At 57.1% G+C, this 23,041-nt stretch carries 19 protein-coding genes; 1 reads left to right on the forward strand and 18 read right to left on the reverse strand.

What is annotated here, in order from left to right; genetic code table 11:
* The first annotated feature begins 601 nt into the window (after nucleotides 1-601).
* Complete coding sequence (locus KCQ76_RS01620) at nucleotides 602-1,228, forward strand: M23 family metallopeptidase (protein WP_052722245.1); 627 nt, start codon at nucleotides 602-604, stop codon at nucleotides 1,226-1,228.
* A gap of 103 nt (nucleotides 1,229-1,331) precedes the next feature.
* On the opposite strand, the gene KCQ76_RS01625 is transcribed toward KCQ76_RS01620, so the two are convergent.
* The 18 genes from KCQ76_RS01625 to KCQ76_RS01710 form a co-directional block, all read right to left on the reverse strand.
* A complete protein-coding gene (locus KCQ76_RS01625) occupies nucleotides 1,332-2,315 on the reverse strand; it encodes a tyrosine recombinase XerC (RefSeq protein WP_180962471.1) in 984 nt (327 codons plus the stop codon).
* A gap of 65 nt (nucleotides 2,316-2,380) precedes the next feature.
* Complete coding sequence (gene dprA / locus KCQ76_RS01630) at nucleotides 2,381-3,601, reverse strand: DNA-processing protein DprA (RefSeq protein ID WP_046202714.1); 1,221 nt, start codon at nucleotides 3,599-3,601, stop codon at nucleotides 2,381-2,383.
* A gap of 76 nt (nucleotides 3,602-3,677) precedes the next feature.
* The gene (locus tag KCQ76_RS01635; RefSeq protein ID WP_046202457.1) at nucleotides 3,678-5,351 is read right to left on the reverse strand and encodes a YifB family Mg chelatase-like AAA ATPase; all 1,674 of its coding nucleotides are present in this window, start codon (nucleotides 5,349-5,351) and stop codon (nucleotides 3,678-3,680) included.
* Entirely contained in the window at nucleotides 5,351-5,815 is a 465-nt protein-coding gene (locus tag KCQ76_RS01640) for a YraN family protein (protein ID WP_052722243.1), read from the reverse strand. Before KCQ76_RS01640 ends, KCQ76_RS01635 begins: the two co-directional genes overlap by 1 nt.
* A 286-nt stretch (nucleotides 5,816-6,101) precedes the next feature.
* Nucleotides 6,102-6,407, reverse strand: coding sequence for a DUF2469 domain-containing protein (locus KCQ76_RS01645; protein WP_012731807.1), 306 nt, complete (start codon nucleotides 6,405-6,407; stop codon nucleotides 6,102-6,104).
* A 71-nt stretch (nucleotides 6,408-6,478) separates the two neighbouring features.
* Nucleotides 6,479-7,117: a ribonuclease HII gene (locus KCQ76_RS01650; protein ID WP_180962476.1), complete on the reverse strand. Its 639-nt coding sequence runs from the start codon at nucleotides 7,115-7,117 to the stop codon at nucleotides 6,479-6,481.
* A 157-nt stretch (nucleotides 7,118-7,274) separates the two neighbouring features.
* On the reverse strand, nucleotides 7,275-8,234 hold the full coding sequence (gene lepB / locus KCQ76_RS01655) for a signal peptidase I (protein WP_082089815.1): 960 nt from the start codon (nucleotides 8,232-8,234) through the stop codon (nucleotides 7,275-7,277).
* 94 nt (nucleotides 8,235-8,328) lie between these two features.
* Nucleotides 8,329-9,393 (reverse strand): esterase/lipase family protein, encoded by a 1,065-nt coding sequence (locus KCQ76_RS01660; RefSeq protein WP_052722242.1) that lies wholly within the window; start codon nucleotides 9,391-9,393, stop codon nucleotides 8,329-8,331.
* Between the two features lie 569 nt (nucleotides 9,394-9,962).
* Nucleotides 9,963-10,304, reverse strand: a complete 342-nt coding sequence (rplS, locus tag KCQ76_RS01665; protein ID WP_046202459.1) for a 50S ribosomal protein L19 — start codon at nucleotides 10,302-10,304, stop codon at nucleotides 9,963-9,965.
* 344 nt (nucleotides 10,305-10,648) lie between these two features.
* The gene (locus KCQ76_RS01670) at nucleotides 10,649-13,054 is read right to left on the reverse strand and encodes a Tex family protein (RefSeq protein WP_180962472.1); all 2,406 of its coding nucleotides are present in this window, start codon (nucleotides 13,052-13,054) and stop codon (nucleotides 10,649-10,651) included.
* Nucleotides 13,029-13,970 (reverse strand): tRNA (guanosine(37)-N1)-methyltransferase TrmD, encoded by a 942-nt coding sequence (gene trmD / locus KCQ76_RS01675; protein ID WP_046202719.1) that lies wholly within the window; start codon nucleotides 13,968-13,970, stop codon nucleotides 13,029-13,031. Before trmD ends, KCQ76_RS01670 begins: the two co-directional genes overlap by 26 nt.
* A 39-nt stretch (nucleotides 13,971-14,009) precedes the next feature.
* Nucleotides 14,010-14,672 carry a ribosome maturation factor RimM gene (locus KCQ76_RS01680; protein WP_046202460.1) on the reverse strand — a complete coding sequence of 221 codons (663 nt, stop codon included), beginning with the start codon at nucleotides 14,670-14,672 and terminating at the stop codon, nucleotides 14,010-14,012.
* A 40-nt stretch (nucleotides 14,673-14,712) separates the two neighbouring features.
* On the reverse strand, nucleotides 14,713-14,985 hold the full coding sequence (locus KCQ76_RS01685; RefSeq protein ID WP_052292482.1) for a KH domain-containing protein: 273 nt from the start codon (nucleotides 14,983-14,985) through the stop codon (nucleotides 14,713-14,715).
* A 127-nt stretch (nucleotides 14,986-15,112) separates the two neighbouring features.
* Entirely contained in the window at nucleotides 15,113-15,586 is a 474-nt protein-coding gene (rpsP, locus tag KCQ76_RS01690) for a 30S ribosomal protein S16 (protein ID WP_046202461.1), read from the reverse strand.
* A 271-nt stretch (nucleotides 15,587-15,857) separates the two neighbouring features.
* Nucleotides 15,858-17,474 (reverse strand): signal recognition particle protein, encoded by a 1,617-nt coding sequence (ffh, locus tag KCQ76_RS01695; RefSeq protein WP_046202462.1) that lies wholly within the window; start codon nucleotides 17,472-17,474, stop codon nucleotides 15,858-15,860.
* Between the two features lie 181 nt (nucleotides 17,475-17,655).
* Nucleotides 17,656-20,118 (reverse strand): acyltransferase family protein, encoded by a 2,463-nt coding sequence (locus tag KCQ76_RS01700; protein WP_052722241.1) that lies wholly within the window; start codon nucleotides 20,116-20,118, stop codon nucleotides 17,656-17,658.
* 297 nt (nucleotides 20,119-20,415) lie between these two features.
* Complete coding sequence (locus KCQ76_RS01705) at nucleotides 20,416-22,689, reverse strand: [protein-PII] uridylyltransferase (protein WP_082716614.1); 2,274 nt, start codon at nucleotides 22,687-22,689, stop codon at nucleotides 20,416-20,418.
* Nucleotides 22,690-22,692: 3 nt separating this feature from the next.
* Complete coding sequence (locus KCQ76_RS01710; protein ID WP_046202722.1) at nucleotides 22,693-23,031, reverse strand: P-II family nitrogen regulator; 339 nt, start codon at nucleotides 23,029-23,031, stop codon at nucleotides 22,693-22,695.
* Nucleotides 23,032-23,041 lie beyond the last annotated feature (10 nt).

Here is a 23,041-nt window from a genome sequence, read left to right on the forward strand (position 1 = left end):
GCTTGACCAGCTGACGTGGTTGTGTGGGTTTCCTCCACACCCTGGTGCCATCGGGTTCGAATACTCGCGAATCACAACAACGCCAGAAAGCAGGAAAACTGCTTCCCTACCGGCGATACTGCGATTCCCGAGACCACATTCTCTCCCTTACCCTTCATTTTTAACGCAGAACAAGTCCTTGGCTTTCGCCGACGTAGCTGCTGCCACGTAGACAAAAAATAAGGCTTTAACGGCTTTAACGCGTTAAAGAAGTGGGCGTGATGGTCACGCGAAGTCAATGGTCATACGGCGAAACCACGTCGAGGCGTCAACGGTGTCATGCGGCTGTGAGACTCTAAGCTCACCGCCACGGTGTCCGTTATTAGCTCTACGCGGCCCACGTAGGCACATTGCAACGGGTAATTGTACTGCTTAGAACGCTTTTCCCCAAGTCCTAAAAAACGACGCACTCTGGCGCGACTCGAATGAGAATCGAACGGGAACAGTTAAGTCGTCGCTCCTCGATTCTGGGTTATCCACGAGCCTCCAGTTATCCACAGAATGAGTGGTGACCGGCGGTCGATCACACCCCGATTTGTGTGAATAAGCGGACTCTTATGTCATGGCTTTGTCAACACCATTTGTTTCCAAGATTCGTACACGCAGTTCGCTGACCGTGTTGTTCACGGTGGTGACCATTCTGTGGGTCACGGCGCTCAGTCTTTGTCCTGCTCATAGCCCTGTTTTGATGGCATCAGCGGGCACGCGCCACACGACTGTAGCTCACGCGGAGGGTACTACCGACGAGACATCGCTCGACCGCGCCCCACTCACAGCGCACCACCATATCCACCGACATCGACTACCCGTGGCATCAAAGGTGATTCTTCCCTTCAAAGCTCCACCAGAGCCCTGGTTGTCGGGCCATCGCGGTGTTGATCTTGAAGCCGCTCCTGGCACACCTATTCGAGCGTCTATGTCGGGGACCATTGCATTCGCTGGGCAGGTTGGTGGCCGGCCGGTGGTATCGATCCAGCACGCAGACGGTATCCGGACCACGTATGACCCTGTAATTTCTCGACGCTCCCGTGGCGACGTTGTCCGCAGGGGTGACATTATTGGTGTCCTTGCCAACGAGAATGAAGCGACTCACGGCCCAGGGCTTGGTTGGGGAGCAAAAATCGGCGAGAGTTACATCGACCCTCTAACTCTCCTTGGCCGATCAGAAGTGAGGTTGAAGCCTCAATGAGCGAGGCCAACACCAGAATCAGTCTCGACGCGACCTGTGCGGTGCAAACGACGTTCCGACAAGCAATGTACGGCCACGCGACGGCCGGCCTGACAACGTCCGGTCACGCCCGAGGGTGGGCCTGGTTAAACACCGCTTTCAAGCGCTCTGAATCAACATGGGTGTAAATCTGCGTCGTTGCTAGCGAGGCGTGTCCCAGCATTTCTTGGACCACTCGAAGATCCGCTCCCCCTTCAAGAACATCAGTGGCCGCGCTGTGCCTGAGTGCGTGTGGGGAAACATCCCCGCCCGTCACGGTGGAGGTCGCTTGATGAACAACCGTTCTGACTTGACGCGGGTCGATCCGGCCACCCCGTTTTCCTAGGAAAACAGCCTGATCGGCGTCCTTATGATGCCCGTGATCAGCGATCACGGGCCGTCCGACATCCATCCACCGCTTCAGTGCTCGCACAGCAGACTCCCCGAAGGGGACGACACGTTGTTTATTGCCTTTTCCCAGAATGGTGACCGTCTGTCTCGCGAAATCTAGGTCGCCAATGTTGAGCCGACACAGTTCAGATACTCGCACGCCGGTGCCGTACATAAACTCGACCATCGCGAGATCGCGGAGCGCAATGGGGTCCTCTTCTTCCGCACCAACTTCCAAGTTGTGAAGTATCTCTGCAGTTTGATCAGCAGCTAAGACACGCGGAAGCGTTTTATCCGGTCGTGGCGACGACAAACGGGATGCTGGATCGCTTTGCACGATTCCTCGGTGTTCAAGCCATCGGCCGAAATTCCTCACCGCTGAAGCTCGACGCGAAAGACTCGATCGCGCATGCCCGGCGCGCAAAGCATCCGCCTGCCAGCGTCGAATGTGGTGCAAGGTGAGCTGATCGACCGTCGTTAGCCCGTCGACAAGCGAGTGAAGATCGTTGCGATAAGCCTTGACAGTGTTTTCGCTACGTCCCTTGGTGAATGTGAGGAAGTCTAGATAGTCCTCGATAATGCCGTCCCACTGCGCCGATACGGCCGGTTCGTTATCCGGCGCAGCATCATTCCGTTCTTTACTGCAACCAGTATCGGATGAATTCGGTGTTCCGGCCATGTATATCGAGTATAGGTGCCGAGACACGATCCCGCCGAGGACCTGGAATTAGACCGAGTACGCGTTTACACCGAGGATGCAGCAGTGTCACGTTGCCAGAGATTTCCGGTCCGGCTAATCAGTCCCTTGTCTCTGAGTTCACACAAGATCGTCATGGTCTGTACCAAGGGCAGCCCGGACGACGCGGCGATGGTGGCTGCGTCAGATCTCTTACCGCTTACTGCATCAAACACGCGTAATGACGGTCGATCAAGGCGCTGGACGTCCGTCGCGGGATAATCCATTTCCAGCTGGGCATCGCTATCCACTGTTCCCAAGGGACTCAGTGATTCGATGAGGTCCGCCCCGCTTTCAATCAATTCGGCGCGACCTTCGCGGATGAGTCGGTGACAGCCGTGAGATGATCGTGACGTCACTGCCCCGGGTACTGCGAACACCTGCTTGCCCATCGTTTCGGCCCAGCTCACGGTATTGAGCGCACCAGAGCGATAACCAGCCTCGATAACCACGACCCCTTGCCCCAAGGCCGCTGATAGGCGGTTCCTGGTCAAGAATCGATGCCGAGCCGGACGCGTGCCCGGGGGATACTCCGTGATCACCGCTCCTTCTCGAGCGATGTCGTTGAACTCAGTTCTATGGGCTGCGGGATAGGTGACGTCGATACCGTGGGCCACGATGGCAACAGTGGAATGACCGACGCGGAGGGCTGCACGGTGCGCGCTGATGTCGATACCGAAGGCGCCTCCCGAGACCACTGTCCACCCATGAGTGGCGCATTCAGCGCCGATATCTGCAGCGACCGCATTCCCGTACCTTGTGGCAGCACGTGTGCCGACAACGGTGATCGCTTTCTCCGTCAAGGCCCGAGCATTCCCACCTTTCACCCATAACCCATGTGGCGGGATCGCATCATCGTGATGGGATTTCGCCCCATCGGCGATGCGGGAAACGTGAAAAGATTCGGCAAGTACTGGGCCAGGCCATGCGTCGTCATCGGGTGTGATAAAACGTGCTCCGACGGAGGCTGCGGAATGAAGGTCGGCCAGCGGTTGGAACCATTCATATCGCGACTCGGTGGCACTCAACACCTTGGGCGAAAGACTCGGATCACGACGAATAATCCGTACAGCAGCAGAAACCGGATCCGATTCCCCGCTTTCCCAAATCAGAGCCAAAAGATGCGCATTCGGCCCCTCCACAACTCGGTTGAGATAAGCCCACGCTTGATGCCGTGCCGCGAACTCGGGTGTGTCCTTAAAAATGGCCGAATGAACCAAAGAAGGCATTGCTTTATTCGACCCGCTTCCCTGTGTCACCCGCCCGCTCTCATAGTCATCTGCCTGAACCGCCTGACAACTACTGTTATCGCCCAATGTTGTCTACCCCCTCATGTAAAGACTGTGCTTCATCAAAATGGTCGAGCGTCACGTGAGACAGCTCGAGCCCCTCGTCCATCCCCGACGAACCCACATCACCAGCGCCAAACGCCCCTGCCTCAAGATCCGCAATGGTGAACGCCACCCGACACAACCGATCAACCCCTCGCTGGGTTACCGCATCCGTTCGTAATAAATAGTCGACGTAACTGGCCACCATCGGGACGGTGCTTAACCACTCGCGGATCCATTTTCCTGGGACGCGGGAGTTCGTGATCGACCCCAAACCGGCGGACTCCCATCGTCGCCTCGCACGCATGTGGGCCTGACATACTCGCCGTCGTATCGATTCTGACGATTCACCACGACGCACCGACGACACCACGGATCCCTTCGGAGCCGTCGTCACAGCAAGATCAATTCTGTCTAGGAGTGGGCCCGATAATCCGGACAAATACATCGAGCGAACACGACCTGTACACCGACATTCCTGAGGCGTTGCTGCACCACAGGGACACGGGTTAGCTGCCATAATCAGTTGAAAATTCGATGGATACACGACGGAAAAACGATTGCGCGAAATCCGCACATAGCCCTGCTCAAGTGGCGTGCGCAGAGCATCGAGGACGCGAGCTTTCATCTCCCCCACCTCGTCGAGAAACAAGACACCGTGATGTGCCCGACTGATCGCGCCTGGCCGCGGACGCCCCGAACCCCCACCAATAAGGCCAGCGACTGAGATCGAATAATGCGGATCCACAAACGGAGGACGAGTGACCACATCGGTCATCGTCTCTGACGACAACGAATGAATCGCCGTCACTTCAAGGCATTCTTGTTCACTCAACGGCGGGAGGATTGTGGGCACACGCGCGGCCAACATTGATTTCCCCGACCCAGGAGGCCCGATGAGAAGCATGTGGTGGCCACCAGCGGCAGCGATTTCGATACCGCGCCGGGCTAGTTCTTGACCGAAAACTTCCGACATGTCCAGCGTCTCGTCGCCTTGGCCGGGCGCAGACGATACGCGGTGATGCTCGCAGCGAATACACGCGTGCTGCACAGCTTCTGAAATCAAGGCCGATTGATCACTCGTCATCGGTTGTCCCGTGCATACCCACGCCCATGCCGCGCGCAATGAGGTCACAGCCCACACCGAAATACCCGCAACTAAGGAGGCCTCCGCTGCGTTCGCCGCGGGAACAATGGCGGCCGTCATTCCCTGGTCACGCGCTGCGATCACGGCGGGGAGCACACCAGCAACAGAACGGACATCACCGTTCAGTCCCAGTTCGCCGATAAAAACCGTCGAGTCAAGCCGAGCTTTTATATCTCGGTCACGTGTCTTCGAGCCACTCGATCCATTCGCAGACCTGCTGGCATTCGAGGCTAAAACCGCGATCACCAGAGCAAGGTCATAGCCGGATCCGTTCTTCGGTAACGACGCAGGCGAGAGACTGACCACGATCTTCGTTTTGGGCCACTCGAGGCCGGAGTTTCTCGCCGCTGATCGGATGCGGTCGCGCGCCTCCGATACCGCCGTATCCCCCAAACCGACGACGTTCATTCCGGGTAAGCCCGGACCAGAATCCGCCTCAATAGAGATAGGAATTCCGGATACCCCTTGAAGGGCCACTGAGTAGGTCCGCCCGACTGTCATCACGCCACCTCTTCAAAGTGCTCGAGCGAACAACGCCATGGCATACCGTCGCTAGGGGGATGAACTGCAATGTCAATCAAATCGATACGAATGAACTGGGGATGGATGTCAGGGTGGGCGGTTAGCCACTGGCTCATTCCCCGCCGAAGAGTCTGCTGCTTCTTCCGCGTTATGGCCTCAACTCCTCCACCGAAAAACTGGGTTCGACGCGTTTTGACCTCGACGACGGCGCATACCGTCGGTGAGTTGCCCGCGCTGCTGTTCATCGTGGCGACGATGTCCAACTCGCCACCGTGAAAGCGCCAATTCCTGTCGACGATGACGAACCCTTGACGGACAAACCATTCGGCTGCGCGATCTTCGCCCCACCGGCCTAAAAGCTGAGTGGAACAACTCCCTACAAACGCCGACACGTAATCGTCGTCAAGACAAAGCTGTGTCTGTGCACTACCGTCAGTCCCCACCGCGACCCCCTACTACTGATGCCAGTCATATCCGTGTGGGAGATAGCTTCTCATAAAAAATCCCCAGCGACGTCGGTATTCGGTGTGAACACCATGCGTCGCTGGGGATAACTTCCGGCCTGGGGATAACTAGGTAACAAACACACTATGTAGAGCACACAACGTGCTACCGCCCCTATACGTACTCTGAGCACGTGGGCACAAGAGCACTAAAAGAACTCTAAAAAGGCGCTCGAACGAGAGCGCTCTGAAAGCACTCTCTCAATTCTCGCTAGCGCGAATCGACCTAATCCGGAAGCTGGATATCCGGCTTGTCTAGCTCCTCAATATTGACGTCTTTAAAGGTGATAACTCGCACGTACTTAACAAATCGAGCGGGCCGGTACATGTCCCACACCCAGGCATCCGACATCCGAACTTCGAAATAGACTTCCCCGTTCGAATTATTAGGTATGAGCTCCACCGCATTAGCTAAATAAAACCGACGTTCCGTTTCCACGACATACGAAAACTGGCTTACCACGTCGCGGTATTCGCGATACATGGATAATTCTACGTCGGCCTCGAAATTTTCAAGATCCTCAGCACTCACTGAAACTCAATCCTCCACAGCAGATCCGGATATACGACATAATGTACGTCAATTCAATAAAGGTCAGACGATCAGATCGAATGATGAGCACGGTACGCACCTACCGCCTCGGCCACGTTCCGATAAGTGTAACGATGTTCGGGCGTCCCGCCGTGGAGGCGCACCGCGTCAATATGTTGAGCAGTCCCGTAGCCCTTGTGCTTCTCCAGACCGTACTCGGGGTAGCGCTCCGCAAGGTCACACATGTAGCGGTCACGAGTAACTTTCGCCAAGACGCTTGCAGCCGCGATACACCGGGCGGCCGAATCCCCACCGATGATCGGAAGATGCGGTTGCGTTAACCCATCGACTCGCATGGCGTCAGTAAGAACATAGTGAGGGCGTTCGTCTAATACCCCTACGGCACGGCGCATTCCAGCGATATTCATGGCTTGGATCCCATATTTATCGATATCTGCAGCTGGGATAAGAATGACTGACCATGATTCAGCGGAATCCTTAATAATCGGGAACAGTTTTTCTCTCATTGTGGGAGAAAGTTTCTTAGAATCAGTCAGCTTATCCAGGGGATGAATGGGCTTTGCCGGTAATATGCACGCGGCTATGGCCATCGGACCACAACACGCTCCCCGACCTGCCTCATCCACACCAGCGACGGGACCTAAACCCGCTTTGACCAACGCATGCTCATATGTCCGAGCTTGTGGCATACGACGAATTCGCGTGGCATGAATGGTCAACCGCGCACCAGCATGCTTGGTACCAGCATGTTTACTCGTTTCTACACACGCTCTCACCTGGTTAAAAGTACGCGAATGCCCGTCGACCAGCAGAGCACGCCCCGACGTTGTCAGCACAACCGATCCCCTACGACTGAGTCTGAGGATGTTTCACAGTACCTATCCGATTGAACGGCAAAATGCGAGCATCAACGCGACCAATCACATTATCCACCGGAACAGTTCCTTGGTATTGATCCCCCATATGGAACCGCGAATCTCTCGAATTGGTGCGGTTATCCCCCATGACCCAGAGATGATCCTCGGGAACTTTCACGGGCCCGAAATACTCGCCCCCACAAGCAATCGATCCACCTTTAGTATCGACGCTCCGGGAAGGCGGGTTCATGATATACGAATTATCAATGTCCTTCCCGTTAACTTTGACCCCTTTATCACCAGGTAAGCATTCCACTGTCTGCCCACCGGTTGCTATGACACGCTTAACAAGATCATTTTCGTCTGGGGCCACGAGTCCGATATACGACCCTAGGTTTTGAAAACCACGGACAATTCGATTACTCGATCTACTCGTTGTGTACGCATTATCCCAGGAGTCAGGCCCCTTAAAAACAACCACATCACCGGGCTTGGGGTCCTTGAAGTCATACACCATTTTATTGACAAAAATTCGGTCATTATTGCAGTCTGTACATCCATGCAGCGTGGGCTCCATGGATTCAGAAGGAATGACATAGACCCGCCCCACCACTGCTTGAAAAGCAATGGTCGCTATGAGCGCAATCGCGATAATAATGGGGACATCGATATACCATGGACGCTCAGAACGAGGCGACTGTTTTCTCGCGCGCTCGGCTTTCGACGGAGCAGCGACACGACGTCGTGCCGAATAGCTTTGAGGCCTGTTGCTACCGCGAGGATGCCGTTGCGCCCGTAGTCGCCTGCTGTCTTGCCTGACCGAGGTGTGTGACGGCTGGTGCCGACCGCGTCGCCCATCGGATGACGAGCGATCGATGCTCGTCCTCGACGCACGTAAACGCTCGGGGCTCGTACGGGGGCGCCAGCCCGGTGGGTTAGTTTCGGTCACAGGCCGTCATAGTACCAGCAGAATTCAGCAAAACATGATGTTTCCACTGCGATGGCGGATCGCAGTGGGGCAACAACTTTGCCGAGTCCACCGCCTATGACGTCGCGAACAAAACGGCGGGAACACACGGAACTGCGACATCCCGGCCCAACGCGTTCATCGCATAAGCAATAACACGCGGATTAGTCGTGTACGAAAGGTGATCGCCATAATCCTTATTGCATCCGTCTTGCGTCACAATGTTGCTGACATCAACGTCTTTGCCCGATTCGGCAGCCGTCGTAAACTGCGCATGACTTGTCGGCGTGACAACCAAATCAGCATGAGACGAAATGGATACGTACTTGACCCCAGGAACCTCAACGTCGCTCATCTCATGAGTCATGAAATCTGATCCAGTTAAGAGGTCATTCGACGCCGGGCCACCCAGCGCACCAACGACAGTGCTGATCGGCAATCCAGCAGCGTCCAACTCCTGATAGAGGTGGTTCACTCCGACCAACGTGGTGCCTTTGAGAACACCACCAAGGGTGATGACCTTACCGACGCCCTTACCCTCTTTACGCTTGGTGTACGCGGCAGCCATCGAGCCACCCTCGGAGTACCCGATGATGTCAACATCGCTACCCCCTAGGTTCTCACGAATCGCATCAATCTTGGCGGTAACTTCATCCACGCTATCCGCCATCGGGTTAAGGCCATTCAGGCCAGGGATCAACCCGGGTGCCGTCGCGTTATCTGCCGTCATCGGCCGCGGGTCACCGTAATTGAATCCATAGACACAGAACCCTGCAGCTGCGAGTTCCGGAGCCATCCGTGCATATGTCGAATAGAAATTCGAGTTCAAACCGTGAAGCAAAACAATGGGATTTTCACCGGGGCGAGGAGTACATTCCACATTTGCACCTTGAGGAGCCAAAGCCGGATTCGCCATGCCCAGCAATGTCGCCTGAACAAAGCTATCCTCTTTTGGTCCGTGGCCGACGGTTTCAGCCCATGAGACATTCGTCGCCGCAGGAACATCAACCTGTGTCGTTATGGGTTTAGCTGAAGCCTGTGGGTTAGTGCCGACCACACCTGTCATTCCGGCGATAGCAGTAGCGGCAGCAAGGACACACGCGGCCACTTTCTTCGTCGACGAGTGAAGCGATGAGAGCATTATGAGCCTTTCGCACAACCTTGCACTCGACTCGACGTGATCAGAGTTAATTCACTGCGACTGAGTGCAACGTGTATTCGATCCAGTAATAAGAAAGTTTCAACAGTTCTCGATGACAGGAACACGACTGCAACGCTTTGTGAACGTCACCGGTTGTCATACCGGTTTCGCGGGCAGCACTGCGGTAGTAGCTCACAGCGTACGAGAGGGGAAACTGAAGAACCAACATTCAAACTACCTACGCAACCGTAGAAAAAGGCTCATCCGACGAAAATTACCCCCGTTTAAGGTGAGGTTCCCCGCTTTACGCCGATGGTTTCTACGTAAACGACGTTTTTTACGCCCACATATTCGTGAGCATCGTTATGTCAGGCCCGGGGATTGATGGGTCAATCACTGCCTCTACCTCCCCTACACTGACCTACACCCGACCCCTTTCAGGCCAACCGCACAATGAGTAAAGGGTCATACGACACAATTGGCATCAAAAAAGACCAATGCGATGTGCCTGAGCACTCACATTGGTCTTCATTGTCACACCACCGAGGTGGTCAACGATGGACAGCCGATTAACGACGTTCCTTAATCTTGGCTGCCTTACCCCGCAGGTTACGCAGGTAGTACAGCTTGGCCCGGCGAACGTCTCCGCGGGTCAAAACCTCGATGTGGTCGATATTCGGTGTGTGAACCGGGAAAGTACGCTCCACACCGATGCCGAACGACACCTTGCGGACGGTGAAGGTCTCACGGATACCGGAGCCTTGGCGACGGATAACAACGCCGCGGAACACCTGAATACGGGACTTCTGCCCCTCGATGACCTTCACGTGGACATCAACGGTATCGCCGGAGCGGAACTCCGGAATATCGTCGCGCAATGACGCAGCATCAACCTTGTCAAGAATGTTCATGAATACGATCCTTCGTAGTCGGAGCAGAGGAACCTAGCGGCACTTCCCTGGAGGGCGCTCGGCCGGTTCGTACCCAGTACATATTTCACTGTCGAGTTACGCAGAGTGTTATGGGATAGTGCCGTGCAGCATCCCAGGACCAACGTCGATTGTTACGACGATGGCTTTTATTGCAACGATGACTTTCGCTTGCACTCGGCGAAACAGACAACCCCGAAATTATTGCACTACAGCAGTATTTTCTTCAACTCAACCGACGTAATCGGTGTGTCTACCGAAGCTTGAGCACCGGATCTCGGCCTATACTTCCCGTTAATCAGCAATGGTCACCTCATTGCCGCCCGTCACTTGCCAAACCCGGCGCGACGAAGGGCATCAGCCATGGAGCCACCCTGCTCACGTCGGGTACCCGCTCCTCGCCGACCACCCTGATGAGCCTTGCGGCCACTCTGATTGGACTTACGCGAACCCTGGGCACGTCGATGAGACGAGTGACCGCGACGATCTCGGCGGTCCTCGCGATCATCGCCTTGTCGACGTTGACCCCGAGAGCTAGAGCCCCCCGAGCTAGAACGCTGACGTTTCTCTCCCGGCTCGTCATTCAACCGCAGAGACAACCCAATCCGCTGCCGGTCTGTATCAACGTCCATAACTTTGACGCGAACCACCTGGCCTGACTTCACAACATCGTGCGGATCCGACACAAAACGATCACTCATCGCCGACACATGGACGAGCCCGTCCTGATGGACTCCGATATCGACGAAGGCTCCGAAGGCGGCAACATTCGTGACCGTTCCTTCAAGCACCATTCCCGGAGTTAAATCAGAAACCTTTTCTATGCCCTCTTTGAACGTTGCGGTCCGGAACTCCGGACGCGGATCGCGACCCGGTTTATCGAGCTCAGCGATGATATCGGTTACCGTCGGAATCCCGACAGCCCCTTGGGCAAACTGAGCGGGGTCGAGCCCACTGAGTACTCGAGAATTGCCCATCAAGTGGTCCACATCTAAACCAGTCGCATCCGCAATGGTCGAGACAACACCATACGACTCAGGGTGTACTGCCGACGCGTCGAGGGGCTGCGAACCCCCACGGATACGCAAGAAACCAGCACACTGTTCAAATGCTTTCGGCCCCAGGCGCGGAACCTTTGTCAACGTTGTGCGCGAATCGAAAGCACCATTGTCCTCCCGGTACGCCACAATGTTCTCGGCGATGGTCGGCGTCACGCCCGCCACACGGGTCAGCAGCGGAGCCGACGCGGTGTTCAAATCAACCCCCACCGCATTAACCGCGTCTTCCACCACAGCGTTGAGAGCATCGGTCAGGGATGACTGGTTGACGTCATGCTGGTACTGCCCAACACCAATCGATTTTGGATCGACCTTGACCAACTCGGCCAAAGGGTCTTGCAAACGGCGAGCAATCGACACCGCCCCACGCAACGAAACATCGAGATCAGGGCACTCTTTACTCGCCAGTTCCGACGCCGAATACACGGAGGCTCCCGACTCTGACACCACCACTGGAGTCGGAGCGTCGCCCCCCAGCTCTTTCACCTTGGCCGCCACCTCGCGGGAGAGTTTTTCTGTCTCGCGGCTAGCTGTTCCGTTGCCGATAGCCATCAAGGCAACATGGTGGCGTGCGCACATCGTCGCCAATTCTTCGATAGCCGCCGACCACCTGTTCTGTGGCTGATGGGGGTACACGATCGTCGTATCCAATACTTTCCCCGTATTATCAACGACCGCCACTTTCACGCCATTGCGGTAACCGGGGTCGAGGCCGATCGTCACCTTCGGGCCCGCCGGAGCAGCAAGTAAGACGTCGTGAAGATTCTTCGCAAAGACCTCTACCGCCGTTGCTTCCGCTTTTTCTTTCGCCCGCATCCGGGCATCCAAGCTCGCGGAAACGCTTAGTTTCGTTCTCCAACCCCACTGGATCGCTTTCTCAATCCAGTCTGCCGCGGGGCCATCACTGTCAATAGTGCTCCCCAAGTCCGCATCGTCGGCAATAAGGCCAATATAGGGATCATCGTCGCCTGGATCGACCGACAGGGAGATGATCCCCTCACGCTCACCACGCAACAGGGCTAACACCCGGTGCGACGGCACATCCGAGAGCTGCTCTGCGAAGTCGAAATAATCCCGATAAGTGGCCCCCTCTTGTTCTTTGCCCTCCACAACGTGAGCCTCGAGGGCACCAGAATCCCATACTCTATCGCGAATATGGCCGACGAGATCGGCGTTCGTTGCTAAGCGGTCGACGAAAATAGCGCGGGCACCCTCCAGCGCCGCTTTCGCATCTTCAAACCCCTCGGTTGTATAGGTTTGCGCGGCCGATTCCGGCTCCAGGGTGGCGTCGTCAAGTAGAGAGTCAAGCAGTGGCTCAAGACCAGCTTCACGTGCCTTATCTGCCTTCGTCCTGCGGCGCTTTTTATACGGCAGATACAGATCCTCTAAGCGAGCCTTCGTGTCGCACTGTTGAATGAGATCACGCAACTCATCGGTCAGCTTGCCCTGATTATCAATCGCTTCGAGAATCGTGTGCTTGCGATCCTCAAGCTCCCGCAGATAGGTCAAACGCTCCGACAGGGTACGAAGCTGGGCGTCATCGAGACCGCCGGTCATTTCCTTGCGGTAGCGAGCAATAAAGGGAACCGTATTACCTTGGTCCAATAAGTCAACAGTCGTGCGGACTTGTTGTTCAGTTACACCTAATTCATGAGCGAGGGTCTGAATAATCACCCGACCGATGGTAGCCGTTGTGCTCCAGCCACTCATCGTCAGCATGGTTCAGAAGCCCCGCAGCCCGGCAGCGCTCAATCAAATCTGGCCGACGTTGGGCCGTGATTTCCAAGGCGCGCTCGCGATTCCACTGATCGACCTTCGCGTGATCACCCGACAGCAAAATATCGGGGACGTCCCGACCGCGCCACGACCGGGGCTTCGTGTACCTCGGCCCCTCCAGCAACCCCTCAGAGAACGAATCCTCCTCGTGGCTGCGCCGATTACCAAGGACCCCCGGGATTAGACGAACGATCGCTTCAGCCATCACTAACACAGCAACTTCACCGCCGACCAAAACGTAGTCGCCGATCGACACTTCCTGAACGCGATAATGACCGCGGGCTTCATCAAAAACCCGCTGGTCAATGCCTTCATAACGACCGCAGGCGAAAACGAGGTGGTCTTCCTGCGCTAACTCATGCGCGAGCTCCTGGGTAAATGGAGTACCTGTCGGGGTTGGTACGACGAGTACCGGCGTTGACGAGGTGTGCCCCGAGTGGCCAGCGTGGCCGGAGCGATCACTCTCGACGACCTGCCCCGACGAACCACTGATGCCGTCAGATGAATGATGGAGGTCGTCGTGCCTGGGTTGGCGCCGGTGAGCCTCGGCTGTGACAAGGTCCGCGGACTCAGCGGCGGGACCAGTCCCCTGGGCGACGTCGTCAAGCGCGTTTCCCCACACGTCGGGCTTCATCACCATGCCCGGGCCGCCACCATAGGGTGAATCGTCGACGGACTTGTGGACACCCGAGGCCCACTGCCGCAGGTCGTGAACACCGACGCTAATGATTCCCTGCTCGATTGCTTTACCGAGCAGGGCGTGCCGCAAGGGTTCCATATAGGCGGGAAAGATGGTGATGACATCAAGCCGCAGGTGGTGAGGCACGGTCGCTTCCTTATCCATCCTGTCCTCCTACGGTAGGTCCAACAATCCCTCGGGCGGGGCCACAACAATGGCCTCATTGTCGATATCGACGATCGGTACAATCGCCTGGACAAATGGAATGAGGACCGTCCGTGGCGCATCGCCGGATTCTGCATCAGCAGACTCTGCATTGTCGGACGCTATCTCCACTTCCAGTAAACGCTGAGCCGGGCCACGCAACACATTCTTGACAATTCCGATGTCCTCGGGCTCTGGTTGAGCTCCCTCATAGGCCCGCGCGTGCGCTTCCTCCGCACTCACTGGGCCCACTGTGAGAACGTGGAGCCCTTCCAACTCAAAGTCATAAAACTCGTCGTCGGAGTGGTCGATAACCGGCTCCGCAACGAAACGCACTCCCCGTAAAGACTCGGCGGCATTCCGATCCCGGATTTCCTCGGTTTTCATGATGATTCTGCCTTGGTGCCCCCGAACCGACGCCACGGTCAGAGTAAAAGGCTCCTGAGATCCCCCATTCCGACGCTGACGCCCACCCACGGGCATAGCCTTGACGACGCTTCCCACCGCGAAGCGCCCATCGGGATCATCAGTGGTTGGTTCGACGACGAATTCTCCCCGGACCCCGTGTGGCTTGACGACGCGACCGATCTGTACGTAATTGAGATCGTCCGCGGAATTATCATGCTTGGTCACGACGTCATTATCACAAAATCATTGCCGCGGAGCGAATACGTCAACGAATCTCTATCCGAGTATCGCGATCGAGGCTGCGCAGAATAGTGCGCAGTGCCTCGGCGTGGCGTCCTTTGCGCCCGATCACCATTGCGCGATCGTCGGGGTGAACGTAAACGATAAGAACGTGCTGCCGGCCCCGGTAAGTCGTCCGTACGGTCACGTCGTCGGGGTGAGGAACAATGCCCCGAACAAGGTGGAGAACAATTTTTTCTTCCGACGACGTCACCTCTGATGTGGTGCGGCGGAGATCGGAGGGAGATGCATTCGTCATAGCTGCCACTATAGTTCCTACGGCCCCGAGGAACTGGAGCAAAACAAAAACCGGTGCGCAGAGTCACTCTGCACACCGGGTAAGCACAAGCTAGACGTTATGAGGCACAGCCCCACAGTACGTGAAACTACTCAGCTGATTCTTCCTCAGTCTTCTCTTCAGCAGCTTCCTCAGCTTCGGCTTCTTTAGCCGCTGCTTCTTCAGCAGCCTTCTTCGCAGCCTTGCGCTTTTCGGTGATGGCCTCCAAGGTCGGGCCATTGTTCGCCTCAGCAAGAGCCTCGTTGAAGAGGTCCAGCTTGGACTTCTTCTCAGGCTGAGCCTTCAGGGTGCCCTCAGCACCGGGGAGGCCCTTGAACTTCTGCCAGTCACCCGTCACCTTGAGCAGAGCGAGCACGGGTTCGGTCGGCTGAGCGCCAACGCCCAACCAGTACTGGACGCGCTCCGAATCGATGCGGATCACTGAAGGATCTGCCTTGGGCTCGTAGATGCCCAGGTTTTCGATAGCGCGACCCGAACGGCGGGTGCGGGAATCGGCAACGATGACACGGTAGTGCGGGGTACGGATTTTACCGAGCCGCTGCAACTTAATTTTGACAGCCATATTCTTCTTTCTGTGGTCACCGGGCAGTGCAGACACTCCCTACCAGGAGGGAGCCGGTTCAGCCCTTGGATTTAACCTGCGCGTGACCACCGGTCGGCCGTGGCCGAGGACGGTGTTACGCAGGAACGCTACGCGCTGTCCCATCGGCACTACTCGCGGACGAGTACGCCGAAACAGACAACTTTCCGAATGCTAGCAGATCACACCCGAATTGCCGAAACACCGCACAGCGTTACTTATCTGCGTTACTCATCGGCGTGACTTATCAGCGCTACTTCTTCCGTCGGCCCTGAGAGCCTTGCCCGAAGTCGAGGTTGTTGAGGTCGATATTTTCCATTCCCTTGGGCAGGTTCTGCTGCCCCATCCCAGGCATACCGGGCATTCCACCGCCCATACCCATCTGCTGCTGGAGCTGCTGCAGCTGATCCATGTTCGGCATCCCGCCACCACGCTGCGCCGCGGCACGGTTCTTATTCTTGTTCTTGCCCTTCTTCCCCTTCTTGCCCTTGCGGCCTTTCTTCTGCTTCTTTGTTGCGCTCCCCCCGCCCATGCCGAAACGGCTGGTCATTTTGCTCATCATCTTCTTCGCCTCGAAGAAGCGCTCAACCAGCCGATTAACATCCTGAACGGTCACACCCGAGCCAGCAGCAATACGACGGCGTCGCGACGCATTCAATATTTTCGGATCATTACGCTCAGCGGGAGTCATACCGCGAATAATGGCCTGGATGCGGTCGAGCTGCTTTTCGTCGACCATATCGGCCATTTTGGACATCTCGGAGCCGCCCGGAAGCATCTTCAAAATGGCGCCCATCGGTCCCATGCGACGCACCATCAGCATCTGCTCAAGGAAGTCATCCAGGGTGAGTTCCCCAGAAAACATTTTCGACGCCGACCGCTCAGCTTCTTGCTGATTGATCTTCTGCTCAGCCTGCTCGATGAGCGTCAGGACATCGCCCATGCCCAGGATCCGGTTGGCCATCCGGTCCGGGTGGAAGACGTCGAAGTCGTCAAGCTTTTCACCCGTGGAGACGTAGAGAATCGGCTTCCCTGTCACCTCACGGATGGAGAGGGCCGCACCGCCTCGAGCATCGCCATCGAGCTTGGTAAGGACAACGCCGGTGAAATCAACGCCTTCCCGGAACGCGTCGGCAGTATGAACCGCGTCCTGACCGATCATCGAGTCGATCACGAAGAGGACTTCGTCGGGGTTCGTGGCATCACGAATGTCTCGCGCCTGCTGCATAAGGACTTCATCAATACCGAGCCGACCGGCTGTATCGATGATGACCACGTCATGTTTGGTGCGCTGCGCTTCCTCAATACCCGCGGTCGCAACACCCACAGGGTCACCGTGTGACTGGCCCATCTCATGCTCGACGGTGTCCGTCCGGGTACCAGGATCTGGCGCGAAAGTTGGGACGTCCGCACGTTGACCGACGATTTCCAGCTGCTGGACAGCTCCCGGGCGCTGGAGGTCACAGGCCACCAACATCGGCGTGTGCCCCTGCTTCTTCAAGTGGTGAGCTAATTTCCCAGCCAGCGTAGTTTTACCTGCACCCTGCAGACCGGCAAGCATGATCACCGTCGGGGGATTCTTGGCTAACTGAAGGCGCCGGGTCTCACCGCCCAAAATGCCGATGAGCTCTTCGTTGACGATCTTGACAACCTGTTGAGCAGGGTTAAGAGCCTCTGATACCTCAGCACCCGTAGCACGTGCCTTGATGTTCTTAATGAAGGCGCGGACAACGGGAAGCGACACATCTGCTTCCAGTAAAGCTAAGCGGATTTCACGCGCCGTGGCATTAATATCTGATTCAGTCAGCCGGCCTTTACCGCGCAAACCTTTGAGCGCTCCGGTCAATCGGTCAGACAGTGACTCAAACACAGATTCTCCCCTGTTGGGTTGTCGGTCAATATCAGTGGGCGTCGAGCGCGCCTGCCACGCAATCCGGTGTCCACCGATGATGGTTCATGAACTCCCCTAGCATACAAGCTCAAGGCTTGCAGTACTGAGCCCGCTCGTATCGGATGAGCACAAATCGGTGCGACCCACCAAGGCTTAGGCCCTATTTCTTATTATGAGCAAGCGTGGCAAAAGCCTGTTTAATGCAATCAACGAAAATCGGCATCGCCCCGTAGTCCGGGTGAATGCCATCAGACTGCAAGTCACCGGTGTGTTTTTCTGCCACATCGGACCAGTCCGCCACAGTCACATTCGGATATTTCGCTGCTATCTTTTGGTACTCGTCCGTTACTTGTGGTTCCCAGCCAGCGCCGTATGTATTGACCAGAACGACGGTCCGCCCACGCTGAATCTCATCGATTTCTTGCTCAACAGCTTGAGGATCGCGGACACCCCAGTTTGTCCCCAGCGCAATAACGACGGCACGACGGATCTTCCCTTGGCGCTCCATATCTTGCATGATCGGAATAGCTTGCTCCCACGCACGCTCCGACTGAGCAACAATATCCACGCCGGGATAGTCTTTGACGATCTCAGGGGCCGTCGTGACAAGCATGGAATCACCGAACATGGTCGTGTCCTTGCCCTCCGGCGGAGTGTAGTCCACGGTGTCCGAGCGGTCTGTCCCCTGCCCGCCCGTCGCGCCAGCGCCACCTCCCGCAGACGTGCCGTCGCCAGTATTGACGAGGTGTTCATTTTCGGTGATTTTCTGTTCGACGAGTGTTTTATCTGGCGCGGTCGCGGCAACAGATACCGTGCATGCCGCCAGCGCGACGGGAACAATTAGAGTTGCCACAGCGGTCGGAGTTAACCGAACACGCCGTGCTGTTGTGGAACTCCGACGTGCCGACGTCCGACGACCGTGACCGAGCTGAGTATCCGGACGTGAAACGAAGAGCCCACAAAAGGCGGCCCACGCGCCACGGAACCCTAAGCGCCTGATAGGAGTTTCCAGATACCGCAGGGAAATCTCACACACGATGAACGTAACGACGACAGCGCCCAACCGCACTGCCCACGATGCTGCACTATTGTCAGGTGTCGGGATGACGATTTGTGCGAGGATGATCAGCGGCCAGTGCCAAAGATAGACCGCGTAGGACCGATCGCCGAGCCACGACGCGGGGCGGGATGACATCAGCCGGACTAAGCCACCACGTTTCACCAGGAAGCTGGCGATCATGATCGCGGTCAGGACATTTGCCACGGCAATGCCGCCGTGGAAAGCTTCGGCTGAGCCGTCGCCAATGATGATCATGAGAACGATTAATCCGGCGCAGGAGAGCCAGCCGAGGACCGGCCCCACCGCGGACCAGAACCGGGTTGTGATGAAACCGCCGTCGGAGCGCGAGGCCTCGAAGGCTAGGGCGGCGCCGATCATGAGCCCGAAGAGGTGAGTGTCCGTTCCGTAATACACGCGCGTCGACGAATCCGGGCTAAAGAGAACTGCCATGCCGACGGCAGACGCCGCAGCGACGATAAGCAGGGAGAAAGACACCCGACGCCGGACGAACTGTCGTCGAGCTATCCAGACGAATACCCAGGGCCACAACAGGTAGAACTGCTCTTCCACCGCCAGTGACCAGAAATTCATGAATAGCTGGGGAACGTTGCGGGTGAAGTAGGACGACCCGGCGGCGATCTCAACCCAGTTGTAGGAGAAGGTCAGGACCCCGACTATCTGTGGAGCAATGCGTACCAACAGGTCCTGGGCTTGTTCGGCCCAGCGCGTGCACAGCCAGGTCAGCGGGACGACGACGATGATGAGGCTGACCAGCGCCGGGATGAGCCTGCGCGCACGTCGGATCCAGAAATTCGCCAAATTCGAGTGACCCGTTTTGTGGCGTTCGCGGATCAGCAGCGTGGTAATCAAGAACCCCGAGACGACGAAGAAGACGTCGACACCCATGAACCCGCCGGGCAGCAGATCGGGATCAAGGTGGAAGAGGAGGACCGAGAGAATCGCGATAGCGCGGAGACCATCCAATCCCAAGATCCGCCCACCGGGAAGGGTAGGCGATACTCGAGTGGGCTGGGCTTTCGTGCGACGGCGGGTGCCCTGGCGTGAGCGCGATGTGCGGGACCGTTCAGGTGCCTGCGACGCTGGCCGGACACGATGACCGGCCGAGGTGGAAGCCCTGTCGAGGCGGTTGTGATGAGTCTGGCGAGTGGCACCCGCACCGCGATCCGCCGATGAGTCTCGGGTGACAGACGATGATTCTCGTTTGAGGAAATCTGCTTCGGGGCGGCGTCTGCGGGCCTCTGCTAGTGCTCCTGCCCGTATGGAATAAAAATTGTCACTGGGTAAGCGGCGCCCGTTGCGGTCTAAGCGTCCCCGCGTGTATCGCTGCGGGTACTCTGTCCCCCGTTTCTGACGGGGATATGACTGACGGGGCTGCGCAGTGTGGGGAAGTCGTGCTTGTTGCTCACGAGAGTGACGATAGTGGTTCGTCGAAACGCTCTCCGGATCCTGGCTGATACGGCGGTCATGGCGACCATCGGAGGGCGACCATGTGACACGGGCCTCGCGCCCCGGCTGTCGGCTATTACGACGGTGGTGTGCCACAAAAACCACCTTTCTGGAAAATCTCCACACAAAGCATTGCGGAAATAAAACTTTACTGGAGAAATGCTGACAAAGCGTGAAACCTATCGCGTGTCCATCACTAAAACTAATTACTTTAGGTAAATAACGTACCTGACTAGCAATGGCGATGACACTGAAATCGGAACAATCCCGCGATCGGACGGCGGCACAGACCCGGCTGCACGGCGCTTATTGATAACGGTGCTCTACCGGGCTCACCGATAACGCCCTTTACCGTCGCGGGCAACCACTACCCCGCCCCCGGGTTCCGATGCTTTAATCACCGAGGGCGTGCCGAATCCGCATCACCGCAGCGTCCTTCTCTTTACGAGTCAGCCCCGGCTTCACACCAAACTGATCGACGACCGTATCGGCAAACGTCGAGACCGTTGCCCAACGAAGCTCCGGAAGAACACCAATCACCGCAGCCAAAACCCCTAAACGATCCCGTGCGCGAACCTCGAGAATATCGCCATTCCACACCAGTTCAGCATCATCTTTGGTGAACGGAAGACGCGTTTGTCGGGACTTCTGTTGCGCGTAAAGCGACTGAAGAACGGAGTTATCGGGCTTACCCTCATGCACCGGATGCAGGGCAAACATCGCAACGGTCTGGGTCAACCCCTTGTCGGTGGGCTCATCACACATGATGCGGGCTTGTAGGATGTGCCACTTGCGGTCGAGCATCAGGTTGATGACACGCTGAAGCGCGGAGGGGTCGTCGTCGTCAAGGATTAAGCGCCAAAAGTGCTTGTCATCCTGCATTTCGACCGGCGCAGAAGTCTCCTTCAGGTCAACGACGTCGGCCGCGAAGTCAGGGTGCTGCACGGGTGCAATCCGCATCTGCGACCGAGCCACGCGGGCGAGGCGTCGGACAGAAGCGGCAGCTCGCGGAGTCCAGACGGTGGGACCAGTCCCCTGAGCATCGCACGCGGTGAGTACCTCGAGAAGATCGAGAGCCAAGGGGATGCTATCGACGCAATCGACCAGCTCACGCGCGGTCTCTGGATCATTGGGATCCCGGTTCAGGGCCAGCCGCATGAGATCCGTATGGTGAGCAACCAACACTTCCAGCACGCGAGCATCAGCGGGATTGAGGCCCATACGCCGGGCAGCATCTTTGACCATCCGAGCACCGACCACACTGTGGTCCTCGGGATTATCCTCATCCCCCGTTTGCTTGCCCAGATCGTGATACAAAGCAGCAAGCAGGAGCAGATCGGGGCGCGGCACATGAATCGTGTTCTCCGCCGCTTGCTTCACCACAGCGAGCGCGTGCTTATCCAAGGTCAACACGTGGGTTCGTTCGCGCGGCATGACTCCGCGAATACGGCGCCAACCTGGCACGATGGGCTCCCAGAGGTCATGCCGATCCATGGCTTCGACGACGTCGTTCGTTCGATCCCCGCCCGCAAGGACCGCACAAAAATCAGAGAGTGCCGACGACGGCCAGGGCTCAGGCAACCGAGGGCATGACTCCAGGCGCGCCCATACGGCTTCACCGACGGGGAGACCTGTTCTCGCAGCGGTAGCTGCTACGCGTAGAGGAAGGCCGGGATCATCCATCTTCACCGAGCGAGCTAAAGCGATCTGCCCATTGTGATCAACCACGCCTTCGTCGAGAGGACGACGGATGGGGCGACGAAGGGCCGTACGTGACGGTAGCGCCGCGCGTGCCGTCGAAAAGCCAATAGTCAAAGCGGCGTCGATGTTTCGTGCCGCGGCGGCGACTTCTTCGGATAACGCGTAGCGGTCACCGCGCCCCATGGCGACGGCGATATCGGCGGCAAACTCGGGATCCAGGATGTCGCGGGCACGACGGATGGAATCATGCAAGAGTGCGCGTACGTCTAATAACAGCTGGTAGTCCGTATCAGACACGGTGGCATTGGCCACCTGCGCGAGGGCGAGCGCACGCAATAGCTGTGCGTCACGAAGTCCACCGCGGCCGTGCTTGAGATCTGGCCGGGTCATCGCGACCACGGACCCGGAACGGTGCCACCGCGATGCTGCGGAGGCAACCAAAGAGTCAAAGCGTTGAGGAATGGAGGTCCGCCAATCCGCCATGATTTTGGCCCTGGCGGAGCTAGCGAGTTCTTCGTCGCCGGTGACAAAACGAAGGTCCACCAACGATAGCGCGGCGGTCATGTCCGCCGATGCCGTCGAGATCATGCCCGACACAGTCCGCACGGAATGATCGAGCGGAATGTTGCGATCCCACAGCGGATACCACACCGATTCTGCGACCGACGCCACCACATCCGATTTGATGCCATCCGCGTGCAGGAGCGTCACATCGAGATCGGAATAATGAGTCATTTCGCGACGGGCAAAAGACCCCGTTCCACACAGCGCGAAACCATCCGGCAAGTCGCACTGGCTGAGCATCTCCTCATACGAGGCCGTGACTGCCTCGCGTACCAACGCCGGCGACGACGAAAGGCCGTCTGAATTACGCGCCGCTGAATTACTCCCAGTCAGCTGCCCTGAAGGCGCACTTGGCTCGTGCCGCACCCCGGCCAATCGCTGTCCTCTACTTGTTACGCCCACTTGTTATACAGCGTCCTCACCGCGTTCCGCCGTACGGACTCGCGCAACATCGTCGACCGGTGTCACCCAAATCTTCCCGTCACCAATCTTCCCGGTACGAGATGCGGAAATAATTGCTTCAATGACGTCGGAGTACAAATCATCCGACACAACAACTTCGATCTTTATTTTTGACACGAAGTCGACGGCATATTCAGCCCCGCGATAAACCTCGGTATGCCCTTTTTGCTGCCCAAATCCTTGAACCTCGGTAACCGTCATGCCGCGCACGCCGATACTTTCCAAGGACTCCTTAATATCGGTGAGCGTAAAAGGCTTCACAATAGCGGTGACAAGCTTCACGATCATCTCC

Origin of the sequence: Corynebacterium parakroppenstedtii (assembly GCF_019754935.1) — a bacterium.
GTDB lineage: Bacteria > Actinomycetota > Actinomycetes > Mycobacteriales > Mycobacteriaceae > Corynebacterium > Corynebacterium parakroppenstedtii.

Bases quoted from the DNA above. Each gene is read 5' to 3' on its own strand.
- KCQ76_RS01625 (WP_180962471.1), bottom strand. From the start codon at position 2,315: ATGGCCGGAACACCGAATTCATCCGATACTGGTTGCAGTAAAGAACGG.
- KCQ76_RS01660 (WP_052722242.1), bottom strand. From the start codon at position 9,393: ATGCTCTCATCGCTTCACTCGTCGACGAAGAAAGTGGCCGCGTGTGTC.
- rpsP (WP_046202461.1), bottom strand. From the start codon at position 15,586: ATGGCTGTCAAAATTAAGTTGCAGCGGCTCGGTAAAATCCGTACCCCG.
- dprA (WP_046202714.1), bottom strand. From the start codon at position 3,601: ATGCCTTCTTTGGTTCATTCGGCCATTTTTAAGGACACACCCGAGTTC.
- KCQ76_RS01650 (WP_180962476.1), bottom strand. From the start codon at position 7,117: ATGCCACAAGCTCGGACATATGAGCATGCGTTGGTCAAAGCGGGTTTA.
- KCQ76_RS01635 (WP_046202457.1), bottom strand. From the start codon at position 5,351: ATGACAGTCGGGCGGACCTACTCAGTGGCCCTTCAAGGGGTATCCGGA.
- rplS (WP_046202459.1), bottom strand. From the start codon at position 10,304: ATGAACATTCTTGACAAGGTTGATGCTGCGTCATTGCGCGACGATATT.
- KCQ76_RS01685 (WP_052292482.1), bottom strand. From the start codon at position 14,985: ATGACGAATGCATCTCCCTCCGATCTCCGCCGCACCACATCAGAGGTG.
- KCQ76_RS01620 (WP_052722245.1), top strand. From the start codon at position 602: ATGGCTTTGTCAACACCATTTGTTTCCAAGATTCGTACACGCAGTTCG.